Annotated in this window: 24 protein-coding genes; 8 read left to right on the plus strand and 16 right to left on the minus strand. The window is 31.4% G+C overall.

The window, feature by feature from the left end; translation table 11 throughout:
- Positions 1-541: 541 nt before the first annotated feature.
- The 14 genes from JHL18_RS15705 to JHL18_RS15770 all read right to left on the minus strand — a co-directional run bounded on the left by JHL18_RS15705 (position 542) and on the right by JHL18_RS15770 (position 12538).
- Positions 542-976 (minus strand): HepT-like ribonuclease domain-containing protein, encoded by a 435-nt coding sequence (locus JHL18_RS15705; RefSeq protein WP_200270880.1) that lies wholly within the window; start codon positions 974-976, stop codon positions 542-544.
- Complete coding sequence (gene mntA, locus JHL18_RS15710; RefSeq protein ID WP_243277895.1) at positions 973-1389, minus strand: type VII toxin-antitoxin system MntA family adenylyltransferase antitoxin; 417 nt, start codon at positions 1387-1389, stop codon at positions 973-975. Before mntA ends, JHL18_RS15705 begins: the two co-directional genes overlap by 4 nt.
- Positions 1390-1531: 142 nt before the next feature.
- The gene (locus tag JHL18_RS15715) at positions 1532-2389 is read right to left on the minus strand and encodes an ABC transporter permease (protein WP_200270885.1); all 858 of its coding nucleotides are present in this window, start codon (positions 2387-2389) and stop codon (positions 1532-1534) included.
- A 21-nt stretch (positions 2390-2410) separates the two neighbouring features.
- Positions 2411-3226, minus strand: a complete 816-nt coding sequence (gene modA, locus JHL18_RS15720) for a molybdate ABC transporter substrate-binding protein (RefSeq protein WP_200270887.1) — start codon at positions 3224-3226, stop codon at positions 2411-2413.
- 141 nt (positions 3227-3367) lie between these two features.
- A complete protein-coding gene (locus JHL18_RS15725) occupies positions 3368-3817 on the minus strand; it encodes an MOSC domain-containing protein (RefSeq protein ID WP_200270889.1) in 450 nt (149 codons plus the stop codon).
- A 23-nt stretch (positions 3818-3840) separates the two neighbouring features.
- Complete coding sequence (gene moaC / locus JHL18_RS15730) at positions 3841-4308, minus strand: cyclic pyranopterin monophosphate synthase MoaC (protein WP_200270891.1); 468 nt, start codon at positions 4306-4308, stop codon at positions 3841-3843.
- Positions 4309-4310: 2 nt separating this feature from the next.
- Positions 4311-5267, minus strand: a complete 957-nt coding sequence (gene moaA / locus JHL18_RS15735; RefSeq protein ID WP_200270893.1) for a GTP 3',8-cyclase MoaA — start codon at positions 5265-5267, stop codon at positions 4311-4313.
- 144 nt (positions 5268-5411) lie between these two features.
- Positions 5412-6041, minus strand: a complete 630-nt coding sequence (gene mobA / locus JHL18_RS15740; RefSeq protein ID WP_200270895.1) for a molybdenum cofactor guanylyltransferase — start codon at positions 6039-6041, stop codon at positions 5412-5414.
- A gap of 14 nt (positions 6042-6055) precedes the next feature.
- Positions 6056-6625 carry a 4Fe-4S dicluster domain-containing protein gene (locus tag JHL18_RS15745; protein WP_200270897.1) on the minus strand — a complete coding sequence of 190 codons (570 nt, stop codon included), beginning with the start codon at positions 6623-6625 and terminating at the stop codon, positions 6056-6058.
- Positions 6626-6627: 2 nt separating this feature from the next.
- On the minus strand, positions 6628-8013 hold the full coding sequence (locus JHL18_RS15750; protein ID WP_200270900.1) for a [FeFe] hydrogenase, group A: 1386 nt from the start codon (positions 8011-8013) through the stop codon (positions 6628-6630).
- A gap of 104 nt (positions 8014-8117) precedes the next feature.
- Entirely contained in the window at positions 8118-8678 is a 561-nt protein-coding gene (locus JHL18_RS15755) for a 4Fe-4S dicluster domain-containing protein (protein WP_200270902.1), read from the minus strand.
- A gap of 15 nt (positions 8679-8693) precedes the next feature.
- Positions 8694-9905 (minus strand): molybdopterin molybdotransferase MoeA, encoded by a 1212-nt coding sequence (locus JHL18_RS15760; protein WP_200270904.1) that lies wholly within the window; start codon positions 9903-9905, stop codon positions 8694-8696.
- A gap of 19 nt (positions 9906-9924) precedes the next feature.
- Positions 9925-12063, minus strand: a complete 2139-nt coding sequence (gene fdhF / locus JHL18_RS15765; protein WP_200270906.1) for a formate dehydrogenase subunit alpha — start codon at positions 12061-12063, stop codon at positions 9925-9927.
- Between the two features lie 142 nt (positions 12064-12205).
- Positions 12206-12538, minus strand: coding sequence for a Na-translocating system protein MpsC family protein (locus JHL18_RS15770; RefSeq protein ID WP_338025475.1), 333 nt, complete (start codon positions 12536-12538; stop codon positions 12206-12208).
- Between the two features lie 386 nt (positions 12539-12924).
- On the opposite strand from JHL18_RS15770, the gene JHL18_RS15775 reads away from it, so the two are divergent.
- Positions 12925-13413: a MogA/MoaB family molybdenum cofactor biosynthesis protein gene (locus JHL18_RS15775; RefSeq protein WP_200270910.1), complete on the plus strand. Its 489-nt coding sequence runs from the start codon at positions 12925-12927 to the stop codon at positions 13411-13413.
- Positions 13414-13460: 47 nt separating this feature from the next.
- Here the strand turns inward: JHL18_RS15775 and JHL18_RS15780 are convergent, their stop codons facing one another.
- Positions 13461-14360 (minus strand): helix-turn-helix domain-containing protein, encoded by a 900-nt coding sequence (locus tag JHL18_RS15780; protein WP_200270912.1) that lies wholly within the window; start codon positions 14358-14360, stop codon positions 13461-13463.
- 161 nt (positions 14361-14521) lie between these two features.
- Here JHL18_RS15780 and JHL18_RS15785 point away from each other — a divergent pair, with 161 nt between their 5' ends.
- The 3 genes from JHL18_RS15785 to JHL18_RS15795 all read left to right on the plus strand — a co-directional run bounded on the left by JHL18_RS15785 (position 14522) and on the right by JHL18_RS15795 (position 18155).
- On the plus strand, positions 14522-15682 hold the full coding sequence (locus tag JHL18_RS15785) for an ABC transporter permease (RefSeq protein WP_200270914.1): 1161 nt from the start codon (positions 14522-14524) through the stop codon (positions 15680-15682).
- Positions 15675-16382, plus strand: coding sequence for an ABC transporter ATP-binding protein (locus JHL18_RS15790; protein WP_200270916.1), 708 nt, complete (start codon positions 15675-15677; stop codon positions 16380-16382). The genes JHL18_RS15785 and JHL18_RS15790 overlap by 8 nt, the downstream gene beginning before the upstream one ends.
- A 312-nt stretch (positions 16383-16694) precedes the next feature.
- Positions 16695-18155: an MFS transporter gene (locus JHL18_RS15795; protein WP_200270918.1), complete on the plus strand. Its 1461-nt coding sequence runs from the start codon at positions 16695-16697 to the stop codon at positions 18153-18155.
- Positions 18156-18236: 81 nt separating this feature from the next.
- Here the strand turns inward: JHL18_RS15795 and JHL18_RS15800 are convergent, their stop codons facing one another.
- Positions 18237-18767: a 2'-5' RNA ligase family protein gene (locus JHL18_RS15800; protein ID WP_200270921.1), complete on the minus strand. Its 531-nt coding sequence runs from the start codon at positions 18765-18767 to the stop codon at positions 18237-18239.
- Between the two features lie 472 nt (positions 18768-19239).
- Here JHL18_RS15800 and JHL18_RS15805 point away from each other — a divergent pair, with 472 nt between their 5' ends.
- The 4 genes from JHL18_RS15805 to JHL18_RS15820 all read left to right on the plus strand — a co-directional run bounded on the left by JHL18_RS15805 (position 19240) and on the right by JHL18_RS15820 (position 20679).
- Positions 19240-19380 carry a hypothetical protein gene (locus JHL18_RS15805; protein ID WP_200270922.1) on the plus strand — a complete coding sequence of 47 codons (141 nt, stop codon included), beginning with the start codon at positions 19240-19242 and terminating at the stop codon, positions 19378-19380.
- A 57-nt stretch (positions 19381-19437) separates the two neighbouring features.
- Positions 19438-19578 (plus strand): hypothetical protein, encoded by a 141-nt coding sequence (locus JHL18_RS15810; protein WP_183277495.1) that lies wholly within the window; start codon positions 19438-19440, stop codon positions 19576-19578.
- Between the two features lie 101 nt (positions 19579-19679).
- Entirely contained in the window at positions 19680-19823 is a 144-nt protein-coding gene (locus JHL18_RS15815) for a hypothetical protein (RefSeq protein ID WP_200270925.1), read from the plus strand.
- A gap of 295 nt (positions 19824-20118) precedes the next feature.
- Entirely contained in the window at positions 20119-20679 is a 561-nt protein-coding gene (locus JHL18_RS15820; protein ID WP_200270927.1) for a histidine phosphatase family protein, read from the plus strand.
- Positions 20680-20735 lie beyond the last annotated feature (56 nt).

The following is a 20735-nucleotide window of genomic DNA, read 5'->3' on the forward strand; positions in this document are numbered from 1 at the left end:
TTCGAAAAAGGATGAGATTTGTTCGTTAGCATATGCCAGAAACTACCTTGTATAACTTAAACTTTAATCTGGGATACCTATAAAGGGTTCCTATATCGAAACTTAATTTATACTTGTTCGAAAATCTCGGCTTCTGGAGATTTTCGAGCATGTATAAATTAATAGTTGAGCTAGGAACCATATAACACCTAGCTGAGCTATTAAGTTATACATTACAAGCATTATAAATTATGTTCCTCTATAACTTAACTAATCACAAGTCAACTATTCTGATCTTGTTAAATTTATGTTATAAGAAGAACCTTTAAATAAAATTATAGCATATATTAAATAATTTACTAATATGTTCATATCACAATTTAAATTATATAAATTTCATCGAAATCTACTGTATAACTCATAAAAAGCTTCTAATACCATTGAAATCTCTAGGTTCAGCCGTATTATATTTTTATACTGTACAGTAAAAAAACATTTTACAAATTACAGACAACTTAAATAGTCCATAATTTATAAAATGCTCTTATAAATTTCAGTAAACCTATTGATATTTTCTAAGAAATTTTTTAGATATATTGATTATTACGTCAAATTTATCTGTGTTGTTTACTATATGATCTAACAATTCTTCATGACTTGGTTCTTTATATCTATGTGATATTCTGTTTCTCACTAATCTAGATTTTTCAAGGAAAAGATATGTTCTTTCATCAAACACATCACTTTTTCTCAAAAGTTTAAAACTATCACTTAAGGAAATACCTATCTTGAACCTTCTTACCTCTCTTAGAGCAATGGAACAAAAATCTTCTAGTATTGTATGAAACCCTACAAATAGCTGTCTAAGGCTGGATTTTGCCAATTTATTTATAAGCTCATCATCTTTATATTTTTCCAGTACCTCTAAACATTCGTTTATATCAGCTTTGCATTCTTCTAAATCTTCTATTATTTTTACAAGTCTCTCATCATTCATGATAATACATCCAATCTCCTAAAGTATATAAAGTTTTCATTTTCTCTATAGGTTCTATCAACTTCATCACAAATATGCTCAAACATCTTTCCATTATCCTTTGTAAATAATATCTTTCCATAATTCAAAATATTTATTTTAACAAATAAATCCAATTTATCACTTCTGAGGTCAACAACATCAATTGGTCTATTTAATAAGTTTTCTAAGAATAATTCCAAATCCAAAATGGCATCAAGTGTTATCTTTTCCTCACTTAGCACTGCAATATCCACATCAGATATCTCATTAAACTCTCCATGATTTAAGCTTCCAAATATAATAACATTAGCTATATTCAATTGGTTTATAAAATCATATACTTCTTTAGAATTAAGCTTATCAAGAGCCAATTGCCTCTCTTCATTATCCAAATTTAACACCAACCTTTAGATTAATTAAATCTTAAAGTAATAAATATTTATAACTTAATACTATTATATCCTAAACTTTGATTGTCTACCTAGCATTAATATTATATCCAAATCTTTGTTAAAATAAAAGTGAAGCAATACGTTATAAAACTTCTCCTTCATCTTTTAGAAATACTCTTGCTGAAAACAGCAGTAAAAATGATAAAATATACAAGATAGTAGCAAAAGATGTTGCCATTTTTATATCTGTCTGCATGTATGTATAAACTTGAAGTGGAATTGTTCTAGTCTCATTCAATATATTACCAGCAAACATTAGTGTGGCACCAAACTCACCTATAGACCTTATGAAACTTAATATTAGGCCTGAAATTATAGCTCTTTTTAGCATAGGTATTATAACTCTAAATATGGTCTCAACTCTTCCAGCCCCTAAAACATAAGTAACTTCAAAGATTTCTTTTGGTATATCATTAATTGAATTAGTAAGTACCTTCACATAAAAAGCAGAAGACACGAAAAACTGTGCTAAAATTACAGCACTAGGAGTAAATACTATATTTATTCCCACTTGATCTAATAAGCTACCTATTAAACCATTGCTTCCAAAAGTTAAAAGTAGCGCGATTCCCACAGCAGCAGGAGGTAAAACTATAGGAAGTTCTATTAATATACTTAGGAGCTTTGATAAATTGTTATTTTTTATAGATTTCAAATAGAAGGCTATAGCTGTGCCAAAAACAAAAGTCATAAGTAAAGATATACTAGAGGTATACAGTGTAAGAATTATACTTGATATATTATCTTTTTCATAAAGCGTAGCTACTATATTATCTATACCTGAATATTTAATCATAGCTGCTATAGGAAGCATAATAATCGTCAAGTACATACATATAATGACTCCAATAGGCAAAACCAATAGCTTGCTTAATATACTGTTTTTAGTTCTATTCTTTGTTATTGAACTCTTCTTATTGTATAAACTATCTTGCAACATAAATCTCCTATATGATTATCTTTATTTGCGTATATCAAAGCCATGTTTTTTTAATATGTCTTTCCCTTTTCCCTCAGTTATGTATGTGATAAACTCTTCAGCTTCTAGTTTATTTTTTGAAGCTTTTAATCTCATTATTGGATATTGAACCTTAAGATTATTAAACTCACTTATTTCTACTATATCAACTTTATCTTTATTAGCTTCATTTATATCAGTCTTATATACAACTCCCGCATCAGCTTCGCCTAGTACAACCTTCGCTAAAACGTCCTTAACATTTAGCTCATTACTTTTAATGTTTGCTTTTATAGCATAATACGTATTGTCATCGATAAACTTTTTCTGTTTTTGTTCTTCTAGTACCTTATAAAAATAACTTCCAACTGGCACAGTTTTATCCCCAATTACAAGTTTCAAATCATCTTTTGATAAATCCTTAAAATTACCAACGGATATTTTACTAGTTTTGCTTCTACATATTACAAGCTTATTTTCTGAAAATATCTTGCTTTCCTCAACCTTATCAGCTTTCTTTAGCTCATCCATGTAGCTTGTATTTGCAGATGCAAATATATCTGCTGGACTACCTTGATTTATAGACTGAACTAGAGCTTGGCTACCAGCAAAATTAAATACTACGTCAATTTTCTTATCCTCTTTAAACTCTTTTCCTATGTCGTTGAAACTTTCTGTAAGACTAGCAGCTGCGAAAACCATTATCTTTTTATCATTATTCCTAGATATATCTTTAGGCTCCTTAGAACACCCAAACATACCACTTGTTACTACTACTAAAGCAGCTAAAGCTGCAACTAGTTTTGACTTTTTTATCATACTACCTTCTCCTGCTATATATACATATATATAAACTACTTCATATTAAAATTTATCCAAATAAAGATTCGTCGAAGCACCGAAATCTATTTTTAAAACTCTCACGATTTCTGGTGAAAGACTTTAAAATAATAAGTTTTATTACGAAGTAACACATACATTAATTATTTCAATTGTGTCTCCAGGTCTTATAACTCCACTTTTTATTATTCTCGTAAATATGCCTTCAGTTGGCATTATACATTTGCCTACTTTATTCTTGATAGCACATCCATTATGGCACTCTTTACCTATTTGTGTTACCTCTTGAATGGTTTCCCCTATCTTAAGTCTTGTTCCTATAGGTAGTTTGTGCAATACTATCCCTTCAGTCGTGATATTTTCTGCAAACTTTCCTGGTGTCAAATCCGAAACTCCAAAAGCTATCATCTTATCTATACTTTCTTCTGCAAGAAGACTTACTTGTCTATGCCATTTCCCCGCATGTCCATCTCCTTCTAATCCATGTTCTTCTTTAAAGAAACCTTCGTTTATTGGTGTCTTAATAACACCTTTTATTTCACTTATGTTAATAGATATCACCTTAGCCATATAGTACTTACTCCTTTAAGCATTTATTTTCTTATGTAATCTCCACTTTTGCCGCCGGTTTTCTTCAGTAGTTTTATATCGGTTATTATCATATCCTTATCAACAGCCTTACACATATCATATATAGTAAGAGCTGCAATATTAACAGCAGTTAAAGCTTCCATTTCCACACCAGTTTTTCCTATAGTACTTACTGTTGCCTCTATATATATTTCCTCTTCTTTAACCTCAAACTTTATGTCAGAACCAGTTAAAAGTATATTGTGACACATAGGGATAAGCTCCCAGGTTTTTTTAGCTCCCATAATTCCGCCTATTTGAGATACAGCAAGTACGTCGCCTTTCTTTATAAGACCTTCTTTTATGAGCTTTATAGTTTCTTTTTTCATTTTTATTGTGGCTCTTGCAACAGCAACTCTTTTTGTATCTTCTTTTTCTGAAACATTAACCATATGAGCTCTTCCTTCTTCATTAAAATGCGAAAACTCCATAATTATCCTCCTATAGCAGTCATTTCTCTTTCTATATACTCTCCATCCTCAAGGCCATGTTCTTTAGGTTTATGTTTTACAATATTATATAAAACTTCAGTTATATCTTTTCCGTCTCTTATTAAACCTTTAATATCTATTTCATTATTAGAATGAAGACATGCCTTTAGCTTTCCATCTGAAGTAAGTCTTATTCTATTACAATTACTGCAGAACTTACAGGAAATTGGGTTAATTAGTCCAATATTCCCTTTTCCTTCAGGAAGTCTATAATATTTTGCAGGCGAAGATATATCCTTTGACTTTATTTGAATAAGTTCCGGAACTTTTTTAAGCACAGTTTCATTGCTTAAATATCTATTAAGAGACCATTGTTTTACTTGTCCAATAGGCATAAGCTCTATAAATCTCACATCAATTTCCTCATCCTTAGTTAAATTGACAAAGTCTACTATCTCATCCTCATTAAAATCTTTAATAAGAACAACATTCAACTTTATAGGCGTAAGGTTAACTTTTTTAGCTTCACTTATACCCTCAAGTACATCTTTAAGCGTTCCTCCTTTTGTTATTGTTTTGTATTTTTCATCATTTAAAGTATCTAAACTTATATTAACTCTTGTAAGACCAGCTTCCTTTAAGGCTTTGGCATGCTTTTTTAAAAGAGTACCATTAGTGGTCATGGCTATCTCATCAATACCATTAAGCTTAGACAGCCTTTTAATAAGTGTTACTATATCAGTCCTGACTAAAGGCTCTCCACCAGTTATTCTAATCTTATTTACCCCTAAAGAAACAAATTTCTTTACTATTTCTTCAATTTCTTCAAATCTTAATATTTCATCATGGCAGGCTTTCTTTATTCCTTTTTCAGGCATACAGTACTTACACCTTAAATTACATAAATCCGTTACTGAAATTCTTAAGTAATTTATATTACGACCATATGAATCTATCATTTGTATTCCCTCCATGAAAAATCTAAAAGTATTTTTAAGTTTTAAATCTATATTTAGATACTTAAGTGCTTAGCAAAACGCTTAAAATTCTATTAGCTAAAATTAACCCATTGATTAGCTGAAGGTTGATAGAAGCTTCAAATTTTATTTAGAATTGTTATATCTAAAGATATACCTCTCTAAATCCTCTTTTGTATTTAGGTTCATAAACATTTCAAAGTTACAGTCAAAACTTTTTACTTCTTCTTCTTCAATATATAATGTATCAGATGCTCTTATTAGCTGTTTAAGTGCTCTTTTATCAGCTTTTATCATTTGCTCTACTTCTTGAAGCAATGACTTTGAATAAAAAGCATTAAAAGGTTCCATATAAGTTTCTCTTTCAACTATACAGCACTGCTTCGGTTCCTTTATTAATCTATCTTTCATAAATTCTATAAAGTCAAGATTAATTATAGGCATATCGCAAGCAATAAAATATACATATTCACCTTTTGCAGCCTTCAGCCCTTCATAGATGCCAGATATTGGCCCCATATCTTTTACTTCATCGGAAATTATTTTATATGGGCTATCCTTATAAAGCTCAGGCTTGTTGCTTATTATTATTATTTCTTCAAAGCTAGTATAAAGCTTTTCTGACATTACATCAATGAGCTGTTTATCTTCAAATTTTAAAAACTGTTTATCAAAACCCATCCTAGTGCTTTTACCACCAGCTAAAATAACCGCAGTTTTAAAAAGATTAAACTTTTCTAATTTATCGTAATACATATTTTTCAATTTCTTTAAACCATCATAGCTAAAGTGTTAGCACTGCTTTTTCTTTTTTCTTGTATTTCTTTCTCTAAATTATCAGGTTTCACTAATTTAAGAGCCGCAGTTGGGCAAACCTCAATGCATGCAGGTCCATTTTCTCTACCTAAACATAAGTCACATTTATTAGCTACAATCTTTTCCTTTAACTCAAAACTTCCACTTACATCTGCCTTAAGTCCAGTTTGAAGTACTCTTTGTCCATTTTTCTGATCTGATATCATATCTATAGCGCCGAATGGACATGCAATTAAACAGCTTTTGCAACCTATGCAAGTATCCTTATTTATAATAACAGCTCCATCCTTATTTACTATAGAACCATTTGGACAAGAATTAGCACAAGGAGCATTTTCGCAATGTCTACACTGCACTGGAGCACTTACCTCAGCCGTCTTAATAACCCTTAAACATGGATTAAAATTAACATCATCTTTCTTAGCTGTAAATATATTTTCTTCTGAATGTGCAACAACGCAAGCAATCTCGCAAGTTCTGCACCCTATACATCTTTGTGGATTTGCCATAACAAAATTATTCATAACTAACACTCCTCTCTCTTTCTTGACGAATATCTTGTATGTAGTAAATGATGAGACTTTTTACCAAGAGGCTCTTTCAAAAATTCTTCATATAGCTTCTTAATATAAGGATTCTCATGAGATTTCCTTATATTAAGCTCTGAGTCATGTCTATATAATGATTTTTTTCTCTCGCCGATTGCATTTTTCTTTAACTTATCCAGTAGTATTTTAGGTTGGCCACCCCCACTTACACATCCTTCTGGGCAAGTCATTACTTCTACAAAATGATAATCGCATTGTCCTGTCTTTACGCTCTCTAGAACCTCTTTTGCATTTTTAAGCCCTGAAACTACAGCAACCTTTAACTCTAATTCTCCTACCTTTACATTAGCTTCTCTTATGCCTTCCCCACCTCTTATGAAATTCATCTCAAGCTTTGGAACAGACTCTTTGGTTAAAAGTTCATATCCAGTTCTAAGAGCCGCTTCCATAACTCCTCCAGTAGTACCAAATATATTTCCGGCTCCTGTGTACACTCCAAGTGGTGAGTCAAACTCTCTATCTTCTAGATTTCTGAAATCTATATTTTCTTCTTTTATAAGCTGAGCAAGTTCTCTAGTGGTTATTACAATATCAACATCTTTGTATCCACTTGAATTCATCTCTTCTCTGTCGCATTCAAACTGCTTGCATGTGCAAGGCATTACTGCAACACTTAAAATTTTACTTGAATCAATATTATCTACTTTAGCACCATAAGTCTTAATGATTGCTCCAGCCATTTGTTGTGGAGACTTACAACTTGATAGATGTTTTAACAATTCAGGGTATTCTTGTTCTGCATATTTAACCCAAGCTGGGCAACAGGAAGTAAACATTGGTAGATTTTTATTTTCTGAAATCCTTTTTATAAGTTCACTACCTTCTTCCATGATTGTAAGATCAGCCCCAAAATTCGTATCATATACTCTATCAAAGCTTAGAAGCTTTAGAGCCGCAGATAGTTTTCCAGGAGTTAAGCTTCCAAAGCTAAATCCAAACTCTTCTGCAAGTGATACTCTAACTGCTGGCGCACATTGAACAATCTTATATAAATCTTTATCTTTTAATAATTTTTTAAGTTTAGCTACTTGTCCAACATTATATACCGCAAATAAAGGTTCCTTAATGCTATTAAGCATATTTCTACTTTTCTTTTTGTCCTCAAGTATTTGTTCTCCATATATAAATTCAGATGCGTAAGAACTACATATTTGTATGCATTGACCACAGCTTACACATATTTCATTATCTATAACTTGTGGACTTCCAAAAGCACCTTTTATAGCACCAACTGGGCAAACTTCTGCACATCTTCTGCAGCCAGTACATAATTGCTCATCTATATTAATTTTACTGATCGACATACACACATTTCCTTTCCAATAAATCAATAGAACTGCATTAAAGCCTTGAAACACCTATATATTTATATAATTATTAAAATTTATAATTATATAATGATATGATTTTATAAATTTAAAACTGAAGCGATATTTTTCTCTTGTTTTTCTTTCTCTGCGTCAAATATCCTTAGTGCATTTTTAGGACACGCCTCCACACAAGCTGGATTACCAATATCTTTACAAAGATCACATTTATATGCAGTAGACAATTCTTTGAATTGTTTTGAAGCCTTACCTGCTTGTTTCATCCTTGTATAGATTTTTTCACCTGCACTATACTTTGGTAGTATATCAATTGCCCCGAAAGGACACGCAACTGAACAACTTTTGCATCCAACACATTTGTTTTCGTTTATTGTTATAATATTTTCCTCCTGTACTATTGCGCCAATAGGGCAAACATTGGCACAAGGAGCATTCTCGCATTGTCTACATTGTACAGGTGCTTTATATCTTCCATTATCTACAACATGAAGTCTTGCTATAATTGGCATATTGATATTACCAACAGTTATTAAAGTATTATCTGCATTATTATGTGCGACAAAACAAGCAACTTCACAAGCTTTGCAGCCTATACACTTTTTACTATCTGCAACCACAAAAGCATTAACCTTTGAACTCATATTAATCCGACCTTTCTACCTAAATATAAATCTTCCTTGTATTGTTTCCCCGGCTTTCATTTCTGTATATTCTTCTGGAACGATTAATACCCCATTAGCTTTACTTATAGTTGTAAGCTTATTTGAACTTTGTGATCCAATCTTATAAGCATAATATTTATCATTTTCCTTAACTATCTTTACATATAGAAGTTTTACTCTGCCTTTTCTTACTTTAAAATCCTCACCTAATATAACAGAAATTTCTTCCTTCATATATTCTTGCTTACCTAAAACCTTCTTACAGGCAGGTTCAATGAATTGTTCAAAGGTAGTTATGGCTGATAGCGGATTACCTGGGAGACTAAAAAATAACTTATCATTAAACACGGCAAAGCTTATAGGCTTTCCAGGTTTTATTGCAACAGAGTCGAACTTTATATCTGCACCTATTTCCTTTAATATTGTTTCAACAAAGTCATAATCCCCAGCTGAAGCTCCACCAGAAGTTATTACTATATCAGTTCTCAGCAGTGCTTCCTCTATAACTTTCTTAAGCACATCTTTATCATCTTTTACTATACCAAAAGAAACTACTTCAAGACCTAAACTTCTTATCATTGAAGTTATAGCATATTCATTACTATTTCTTATCTTTCCTTTGCCTATGGCATCATCTATATCTACAAGTTCATCGCCAGTTATTATAAGCCCTACAACAGGAGGTTTATAAGTCTCAACTGTTCTATAACCTAAGGATGCAAAAAGACCTATTTCAGCTGGTCTTATTTCAGTTCCCTTTTTTAAAACTATATCACCAGGCTGAATTTCTTCACCAAACTTTATCACATGATTATCTTTTTTTACTTCATTATATAAGTACACTGTATCGTCTTTTGCTTGTACCTTCTCCACTTCTATAACACAATCAGCTTCTAAAGGTATTGGTGCCCCAGTCATTATCTTGAAAGCTTCACCTCTGTTTATACTTTCAGTACACCACTGTCCAGCCTTTATTACTCCCTTTACCTTAAATCCTCTTGGATTTTCTGCAGTTATTCCTTCAGTATCACTACTTCTTACAGCATATCCATCCATGGCAGATTTATCAAAAGGAGGAAGACTGTCCTTCGACAATATGTCCTCAGCTAACACCAGACCATTACATAAAAGTATTTCTCTCTTTTCTTTTCCTATTGGCTTAGCTTCTTCAGATATTATTCTTAATGCATCACTTACACTGATCATCTTAACTATCCTTTCATAACTAATTCTTAAATACTAACATCTTCTCTCTTAAGCTGTTGTATTCATCTATTAAATTCTTTTCAGCTTGTTTTTGATCCTCTATTCTATCTACTCTTACAGCACAATACTTAAATTCTGGTGTCTTTGAAATAGGATCTAAAGCATCTATGGTAAGTTCGTTGCAAGCACCTATCCACCATTGATATGTCATGAAGGTTGCCCCCTTCTTAACCCTTTCAGTTACATCTGCTCTAGACATTACAGAACCTCTTCTTGAAGTAACTTTAACCAACTCACCAGGATTTATTCCTAGTTCTTTAGCGTCTTCCACACTTATTTGTATAAAACCAGGTTCATCTGCTAGATTTTGAAGTGCACGACAGTTTCCAGTCATTGTTCTAACTGAATAGTGACCAACTTCTCTTACTGTTGAAAGAGTAAGTGGAAACTCATCATCTACTTTTTCAAGTGGAGCTCTCCATTCGCAAGCAAAAAGCTTACCTTTTCCATTTGCAGTTGAGAAAACATTATTCTCATATAAATAAGAAGTACCCTTATGATTTTCTCTAGGACAAGGCCATCTTACTATTCCTTGCTCTTCCATCTTATTATAACTAGCTCCAGCAAATTTAGGACATAGAGCTCTCATCTCATCCCAAATTTCTTCAGTATTATTATAATTCATTGGGTAACCCATTGCAGTGGATATCATAGCTATTATCTGCCAATCAGTCTTTACATCTCCTTTAGGTTCTACAGCTTTTCTTATCCTTTGGAAACCTCTGTCAGCAGAAGAATAGACACCATCATGTTCTCCCCAAGAAGTAGCTGGTAGTACCACATCAGCATGAAGTGCAGTTTTATTCATAAATATATCTTGTACTATTACAAATTCAATCTTATCTAATGCTTCCCTAAGTTCTGCCGAATTAGGATCACTTTGCACTGGATCTTCTCCAAATATATAATAGGCTTTTATCTTTTCTTCATGCAATACTAGATGAGGAACTTCAGTTAAATGATATCCTATTTCACTAGGAAGCTTAACTCCCCAAGCCTTTTCAAACTTTTCTCTGGCTTTCTTATCTGTAACTTCTTGATATCCTGGAAATACATTTGGCAGAACCCCCATATCACAAGTACCTTGAACATTATTTTGTCCACGCACTGGCCCTATTCCAACATTAGGTCTCGCAAAGTTACCTGTAAGAAGTGCTATTGAAGCCAATCCTTTTACTACGTCTACTGCTTGAGAAAACTGGCAAACTCCCATTCCATAAAGAATAGTTGCATTCTTAGCCTTTGCATATTCTCTCATAGCCTTTCTTATATCGTCTGCTTTAATGCCAGTTATTGTTTCTGCGTATTCTGGTGTATATTTTTCAACAGAAGCTTTATATTCTTCGAAACCTTCAACGTATTTAGCGACATATTCTTTATTATATAAATTTTCATTGATAAGCACATTTCCAAAAGCATTTACAAGAGCCATGTTTGAACCTCCTTTTATAGGAAGCCATAAATCAGCTAGTCTTGCTGTTTCAGTCTTTCTCGGATCTGTGACTATTACCTTTGCACCTTTTTCTTTAGCCTTAATTATTCGTCTTGCAACTATTGGGTGAGTCTCTGGAGGGTTATAGCCAAAGATGAAAACTAAATCTGTATTTTCAATCTCAGGAATTGAGTTAGACATCGCTCCATCTCCTAGCGAATATCTAAGTCCTGCAACAGATGGTCCATGACATACCCTAGCACAATGGTCTATGTTATTAGTACCCACTGCTGCTCTCATAAATTTTTGCATAACATAGTTAGCTTCATTTCCTGGACCTCTTGCTGAGCCTGTTCCCATAATTGCATCTGAACCATACTTTTCTTTTATTCTCATAAGATTTTCAGCAGTAAATCTTACAGCTTCATCCCAGGAAACTTCTTCTAATACACCATTTTTTCTAATCATAGGTTTCTTTAATCTTGAGGTCAAAAGCTTAGGATCATTTAAGAAATCCCATCCATAAAGACCTTTCAGACATAAATTTCCCTCATTGTTATCACCATTTGCTGGTTCAGCTCTTACTATTTCCCCATTCTTTACAACTAAATAAAGTTGACAGCCGCTTCCACAGTAAGGGCATACCGTTAAAACTTTTTCTTCCATAATAGACTACACTCCTCTTAATTTATAAATAAAAAAACCAGTACAAAACCTGAAGCTAATACGCAACAAGTTAGTACTGGTTTATCTAAAAGCTAAAATATAAATAATTTTCTTTTATATCTTTCTTTCCAATCAAACCATGCTATATTAAATTAATTGTTATAACTACTGTTCTATTATCATTCTCTAAATTAAGTACTTTCCAACTATATCTGAAATCCCTCTTAAAAAGTTCTTTTGCTTCTTCGTTAAAGGTTTTCTCTAAATGAGGTTTCATAATCTCCCAATAACTTCTTACAAGACTTATCGCGCCTTCATTTACTAAAATCTCTGAAAGATTAGACAGTATTCCTTTAATGTCCACCACTATGGTATCAGCATCCAATATTTTTACCTTTACGTATTCTGGACCTTTACCTCTATAATGTTTTATGATTTTTACCGCTAGTTTTTTAACATTTTCTTGTAAATCCACATTAGTGGCACACATTTAAGCACCTCTATCTATAATCAGTTGATAAATAATTATTACTAGTTTATTTTACTATCATTATAAATGCCAGTCAACTTGTACGCATTTATTATATTAAGATTTTCCAATTATATTGAGTAAAATAATCACATTATGTCGAATATGATATTCTTTTCTTTCTATTTCTTAAGATTGTTCACTTTCTCATAATAATATATATTATTTCATTGAGTTATAACTGGTGACTTCATCAACTTATAACTTATCCTGTAAGTTTACTTTCTTTACAAAAGTATTTAATGTAGTATAATTAAGGAGTTTTATTGGGTATAAACTATATTTTAGTAATATAGTTTTTATATTTTAAGCTGCTTACTGGAGGAGATATTATGATAAAAACTGCAATTTTAACTATAAGTGATAAAGGATCAAGAAATGAGAGAATCGATACTACAGGTCCAGCGATAAAAGATCTCTTAGATAAAGATTATTACTCGATTGAATACTATAAGATTATTCCAGATGAAATAGATATTATAAAGAAAGAGCTTACATACTTATGTGATGAAATGAAAGTAAATTTAATATTAACTAATGGCGGTACAGGTTTCTCACAAAGAGATGTTACTCCTGAAGCCACTTTGCAAGTTATAGAAAAGCAGGTTCCTGGTATTGCTGAAGCAATGAGAGCCGCTTCATTAAAGATAACACCTAAAGCTATGCTTTCTAGAGCCGTAAGTGGTATAAGAAAATATTCCTTAATAGTTAACTTGCCTGGAAGTCCAAAAGGTGCTGTAGAAAACTTGGAAGTTATTTTACCTGCCCTTCCACATGGAATACAGATACTTACTGGCGAGGCTTCTGAGTGCGCAAGATAAATTTGAACGTTAATAAGAAAAGGGCTAATTACAAATATAGATTGTAACTAGCTCCCTTCCATAAGTTCCAGCATATCATCTGTATTAGATGAAAATTTATCTGCTCCAGTTGTGTTCCACAATTCAGGGTTGTTCTTAAAAGCGCCTCCTCCTATTATAATCTTAGGGGCACTGTCCTTAAACTCCTGCTTGATTGCTTGTATCATGAATTTTGCAGACTCAATATGATATTCCATTGTAACTGATATAGCTACCAAGCTTGGTTTTTCTGTAACTATGGCTTTTATAAGACTTCCCACTGGAACATTCGATCCTAAATAAACTGTATTCCATCCTTCCATTTCAAGCATATCTAAAACCATTTTCAAGCCAATATTATGCTGTTCTGGACCGGCAGTAACTCCTATCACAGAATGTGATTTATACTTCTTCCTTTTTTCTCTAGCTTTTACTTCTCTCATCACATCTAAAGTAACCTCTGAAATAAAATGTTCTTGCCAAACATCTATTTTACCTGATTCCCAAAGGCTGCCCACTTCCTTCAAAGCCTTTTCAAAAATTCCAAAATAAATAAACCCCATAGGTATTTGCTGCTCATAACACATTAAAATCAATTCTCTAGCTGATTTACTGTTTCCTTCTAGTAGATAACCTAGATACTCTTTATAAAAATTATCTTTGTTTTCAATATGAACTTCATGGATTTTGTCTTTATCAATCTCATCTTTTGATTTCAATTCCTTTTCTTCTCTGCCAAGTAAATAATCTATACTAACTTCAAATACATTTGATATCTTTTGAAGCATTTCTGCATCTGGAACTCTAATGCCATTCTCATAATTTGCTATGGTAGTCTGAGCAACTCCTAATAATTCAGCAAGTTGCTTTTGAGTATACTTATTTATCTTTCTTAAGTCCTTTATATTTAGCGAAATTAGATTTTTCATTATTTTCACCCCCAAAGAAATTTTAACACACTTCGTAATAATTATATATATTTTATATTGATTTATTTCGTTATGTGGTATATGATTATATTATAAATTAGTTAATAATTATTATCAAGTAATATATATTAAGCGGATATTAAATTTAGGAGGTAAAAAAATTGAAATTAGCATTTAAAATCGCAGTAAGATTTTTAAAATCAACTAAAGGTCAAACAGCCTTAATCGCACTTGGTATCGCAGTGGGAGTGTCAGTTCAAATTTTTATCGGTTCTTTAATACAGGGACTTCAAAAGAGTTTAGTAAATAAAACTATAGGTAATTCCTCTCAGATTACCATAAGCTCAAAATCATCTGATAAATTAATAGATAATTACGACGCTATTGTAGATAAAGTAAATAAATCTGACGATAGAATAAAAAATCTTTCTATAGTATCAGATGCCCCCGCACTAATTAAAAATGATTCAAAAACATATTCTGTCCTACTCAGAGGTATGAATATTAACGATTCGGATAAGATCTATAATATTAAAAGTAGTGTTTATGAAGGAACTATTCCTAAAAATGAGCTTGAAATATTAGTTGGAAAAGATTTAAGAGATGAATTAAATCTGAATATAAATGATAAAGTGGACGTTATTACAAACTCAGGCAAGCTTAAAACTCTAACCGTAACTGGATTCTATGACTTAAAAATATCAACAATCAATAAAGCATGGTTAGTAACAGATATAGCTACTATAAAAAACCTCTTCTCTACTGGAAATAAAATAACCGGTATTGAGATGCAAGTAACGGACGTATTCAAAGCAGATGAAATAGCTTCGAATGTATCATCAAAACTAGATAATAATATTGTAAAGGTAGATAACTGGAAAGTGCAAAATGCATCCCTTTTAAGTGGATTAAACGGACAAAGTGTATCAAGCTATATGATCCAAGTATTCGTTATGATTTCTGTAGTTCTTGGAATTGCCAGCGTGTTAGTTGTAACTGTGGTTCAAAAATCTAAACAAATCGGTATCTTAAAAGCGATGGGAATTAGAGATATGCAATCTAGTTTAATATTCTTATTTGAGGGCTTTTTACTTGGAATCATGGGAGCAATTCTTGGAGTTATCTTAGGCTTAGGTTTAAGCTATATGTTTACTAAATTTGCTGTAAACCCTGATGGAACTCCAGTTGTAGAACTATATATCAGCTATAAATTTATAGGTATTTCAGCACTGATAGCTTTACTTGCTTCTACCCTTGCAGCATTGATTCCGGCAAGAGGATCATCAAAATTAAATCCAATAGAGGTGATTAGAAATGCATAATGTGATTCAATTGAAAAATATAAATAAAATCTACGGTTCCGTTATAAAGACTCAGGTCTTAAATGATATTAATATATCCTTTGAAGCAGGAACCTTTAACTCAATAATCGGTGCTTCTGGAAGCGGTAAAAGTACTCTGCTCAATATAATGGGAACTCTAGACAAACCTACTAGCGGAGAGATTTATATAAATGGTATGCGAACCGATAATATGAAGAAAAATGAACTGGCTTCTCTAAGAAATAAAACCATTGGATTCATATTTCAATTTCACTACTTGCTTCCTGAATTTACTGCTCTAGAAAATGTGCTTATGCCTTATATGATTGGAAACTCAAAACCATCAAAGGAAATTAGAGAGAAAGCTGATGAACTTTTAGAATTAGTTGGGCTTACTAAGGTAAAGAACAACTTAGCTACAAATATGTCTGGAGGTCAACAGCAAAGAACTGCTATAGCAAGAGCATTAATAAACAACCCTAAAATAGTTTTAGCTGATGAACCCACCGGAAATTTAGATTCTGAATCAACAGAAAGTATCTATACTCTTTTAAGAGACATAAATGACAAACTAAATACTACTTTCATAGTTATAACTCATGACAATAGAATTGCTGAAAAAGCGGATAGAATCATTGAGGTTAAAGATGGAAGAATTGTTATGGATACTAACAAAAAAGATACCGTAATTGGCCTTTAATCCTGATCTCATAAATATATAATTTTAAAGGAGAAGATAATAATTCTTCTCCTTTTTACTGTTTAAAAACGTAAAGTTCTTGATGTTAATTTAATTTGGTTCTAAAATAACACCGAAATATCAAAACATCGTTTATTAAAAAACTTTATCATAAAATATTATTATTAGTTAATGTATGGTAAAATATTATGGTCATTATATTGATATTCCACTTCACCTTAGAATGTTTTAAGTTCCCTCAAAACCCAGAGGTGTTTTTAGAATAATCGTCATCTTGAAGTGATACATACTTTACAAAGGAGTGGTTTCTTAGTGGATTCACGTAAAAACAGCATTATCACAGCATTAATGGTAGCAATGTTTTTAGGCGCTGTTGAAGGTACTGTTGTAACTACAGCGGTTCCATCAATAGTAAAAAGCTTAAATGGTTTTGAACTTATAAGTTGGGTATTCTCTGCGTATATGCTTACTTCAGCTATATCTACCCCAGTTTATGGGAAGCTATCTGATTTATATGGAAGAAAGCTACTGCTTTCAATTGCTATATCTATATTCTTAATAGGTAGTTTCTTGTGCGGATTTTCAACTAATATGTATTTACTGATATTTTTTAGAGCCTTACAAGGACTTGGTGCTGGTGGTATCTTTACAATAAGTTATACTATTGTAGGAGATGTATTTACCCTTGAAGAAAGAGCAAAGGTTCAAGGGTGGTTAAGCTCTGTATGGGGAATAGCAAGTTTAGTTGGACCTTTCCTCGGAGGATTCTTCATTGATTATTTAAGCTGGCATTGGATATTCTTTATTAATATTCCTTTTGGAATACTATGTATATTTTTACTACAGAAGAACTTACAAGAATCTTTCGAGAAAAGAAGTCATAAAATCGACTATCTAGGAATAATAACTCTTTCCTTGGCAATTTTGTTTATATTGCTTAGTATATTATTTGTTGAAAAAAGCCATAGTTTCTTTTCTACTAATATAATTGTTTGTCTTATAATATCAATATTAATGCTGATATTATTTTATACGGTTGAAAAGAAAGCAGAGGAACCAATAATACCTTTTGAAATATTCACTAAAACAAATACTGTGACAAATATAATAGGTTTCTTAGCTTCTGCTGTGCTTATAGGTTGCGATGTATATATGCCAATATATATACAGAACATACTTGGAAAAAGTGCAACAATTTCTGGGCTTTCTCTCGCACCAATGTCTATTTCCTGGTTAGTTGCTGCAGTTGTTTTAGGAAAAGCTATTACAAGATATGGAGAAAGAACCACAACCATATTCTCTTTCCTAATTTTAACAATAGGATCAGTACTTCTAGCTACTCTCGGCGAAAGCTCACCATTATTTCTTTCAATGGCTTATACCTTTATATTAGGGGCAGGTTTTGGAGGGGCTTTTACAATAATTACAATAATAGTACAAACCTCTGTAGACTTTAATATGAGGGGAGCTGCTACTGCTTCAAACACTTTACTTCGCACCTTAGGTCAGACTATAGGAGTTAGTGTTTTTGGAAGTATGTTCAATCTTAGCATAATAAATTATTTTAATAAAATCGGAATAAACAATGTAGATCCTAACAATCTTTATACTTCTGCTGAAGGAAAAATCAAGTATACTGTGGATAGTATACTCAATTCGCAAATAAGTGGAATAAAGAGCATCTTCCTTGTACTAGTAGTTATATCTGTAATTTGCTTAGTACTTTCCTTTATACTTCCAAATAAACTAAAAGAAAGTGCTGATACCATTTAAACTTAAAATCTATTTAATTAATAAGCAAAAAGAGAGTATACTTGAAAAATAAGTTTACTCTCTTTTTTGCTTTAATAGTAACTACCCTTTAAAAATAAATTCCTTGTGAAGCACCCATGTATTATTCTCCCACTTGTAAATAGATACATTGTCAAAGCTACTTTCAAATTTACAAGATATTTCTGAAACATAATCCCATATATATTGATATATTGGTTTTATATTTTTGGATGCTACAGTTATATGAAAGGCTTTTTCTTTTCCCTCATTTTCTTTGAAATTTATAAAATTAAATGATTGTAAAACATCAATTACTTTATCATGTATCTCTTTTCCCTCATTTGTCAGTTTCATGCTCATATATACAACTCTATTATCAAAATGATCAAATCCATCTATAGTTAACGGAGTAACTTTACTTTGTTCGCATAGAGTACTTAGCTGATATTCTAGTTCCTTTATGCTACCCTCATACTCAAATGGCGCTTTTATAGTAAAGTGAGCAGGTAACTTAGAAGATTTTGCTTTGAACTTATTAAACACTTCTTTTCTTAAATTATTATTAAAATCTCCTGCTTTTCCTTTAATTACTGAAACAATAACATATCTCATAAAACCATCTCCTTATAATATCCATATATTATTCCCACGTTAGTTATCAAATATAAGAAAACTATTTCAAATTATATTTACTCTATACAAAAAACTATAATCTCTTTGTTCTAGATACTACATTTATATTTTGAAAATTTTATAGATAAATATTTATTAAATCAGCTATTAAAAAATAAAACCAAAGATTTAAACAACTTTCTTTATGTTATCATCACAACCTAAATTTCTATGTAGGAGTCTTAGTACTTTCTAGCTTTTCTTCTATGATATATTAATAACTTTATTTTTATAAAACTGAAAATTTTATTCCATATTTATTTAATAAGTCATCAATCTATATTTTTCATTATCTTTTCCCTAATACTATTTGATGTTGTTGATATTTTATATATTGTTCCTCAAGTTTTCAATAACTTAACAGGAATAGTTTCGCTTCAAAAACAAAGAATATTAGTGGAGGTGATTTGATATGCAACAAGCTAACGGCAAGAAAAAATTAGGTGATAAAAAAGCTTATCTAAATAAACACAAGAACTCAGAACCAAATCCTGTAAATACAAACGGAGATAAAGACATGAGCGAACCAGTAAGAGGCTTACCTCAAAGATAATTTTGGACATGTATAATTTGTAAGTTTAAATGAGATAAATATGGAGGTGTATATGTCATGCAAAGTACAAATCATATAAATAAACCAGTTCATAAAGATCACGGTAAAGGTAAAAATTACAATCCAAATCCAGTAAAGATAGTCTGGAATAAGGATGCGAAGAAACCAGTTAGGCATTCACCTGAAGAATATCTTTAAACTTAATTTACACTATAATTAATTAGAAAACCTATACTAAAAGGAAGGATGTAAACAAGGACTTTCATATAGTCTTAAGTTTTACATAATGGTGGCTAATTATGACTCAAAAATTAGGAAAAAATAATAGAACCGGCGAAAAATCTTATTATAGAAATAAAAATAATAAATCTGCAGCTAATCCAGTAAATGCTGAATTTAATGAAAATACAAGTATGCCTGTAAAGCACCTTCCAAAGCAGTAGCACGAAAGAAAGCTAACGTATATAATTTCATAAATTTAAGTAGCTATTTATGAAGTGCACCCCAAATATTAGACAAAACTAATATTTGGAGGTGCATTTTTATTTATATTATTTAATCCACCTTTACTAATTTTAATTTATGTTAAAAAACCTTTGAGGTTAAGTTGTTATATAAATTCTATTTGTATAAACTATGTATTAGTATTAAGTGACCTTTCAGACTTAAGTTGTAAGATTACCCATTAATTTATATTTATGATATAATTATCTGTGAAATTATTTTTTAGGAGGTATTATGAGTAAAATCTTTTTCGTTCGCCATGCACTTCCAGACTTTAACGTACATGACGATTTAATAAGACCTTTAACTGAAGATGGATTAAAATCAACTCTTAAGGTAAGCGATTTTCTACAAGATAAAGATATTACCAAAGCATACTGTAGCCCTTATAAAAGATCTATCGACACCATCTTAGATTTTACAAACAAAAATGGTTTAGAGATATCGATAATTGATGATCTAAGAGAAAGAAAGATTAGTAATTCTTGGATTGAAGATTTCCATACCTTTGCTCGTAATCAATGGGAGGATTTTAACTTTAAGTTAGCAGAGGGTGAAAGTCTTAAGGAAGTTCAAAATAGAAATGTCCAAGCTTTACATAGTATACTAGAAAAGCATCAAAAGGAAAACATCGTGATTGGAACTCATGGAACTGCTCTTGGTACAATTATTAATTATTATGACAAAAACTTCGATTATAACGGCTTTTTAAGAATAATAGATCTAATGCCATTTATAGTTTGTATGGAATTTGAAGGAACAAATTTAGTAAGCATTGAAGAGATTATATTATAAAAATTATACATATCAAGATAAATAAATGGACCTACAGAGAAGTCTCATAACTCTGT

The sequence above is a fragment of the Clostridium yunnanense genome (genome assembly GCF_016595795.1).
Classification (GTDB): Bacteria; Bacillota; Clostridia; order Clostridiales; family Clostridiaceae; genus Clostridium_AR; species Clostridium_AR yunnanense.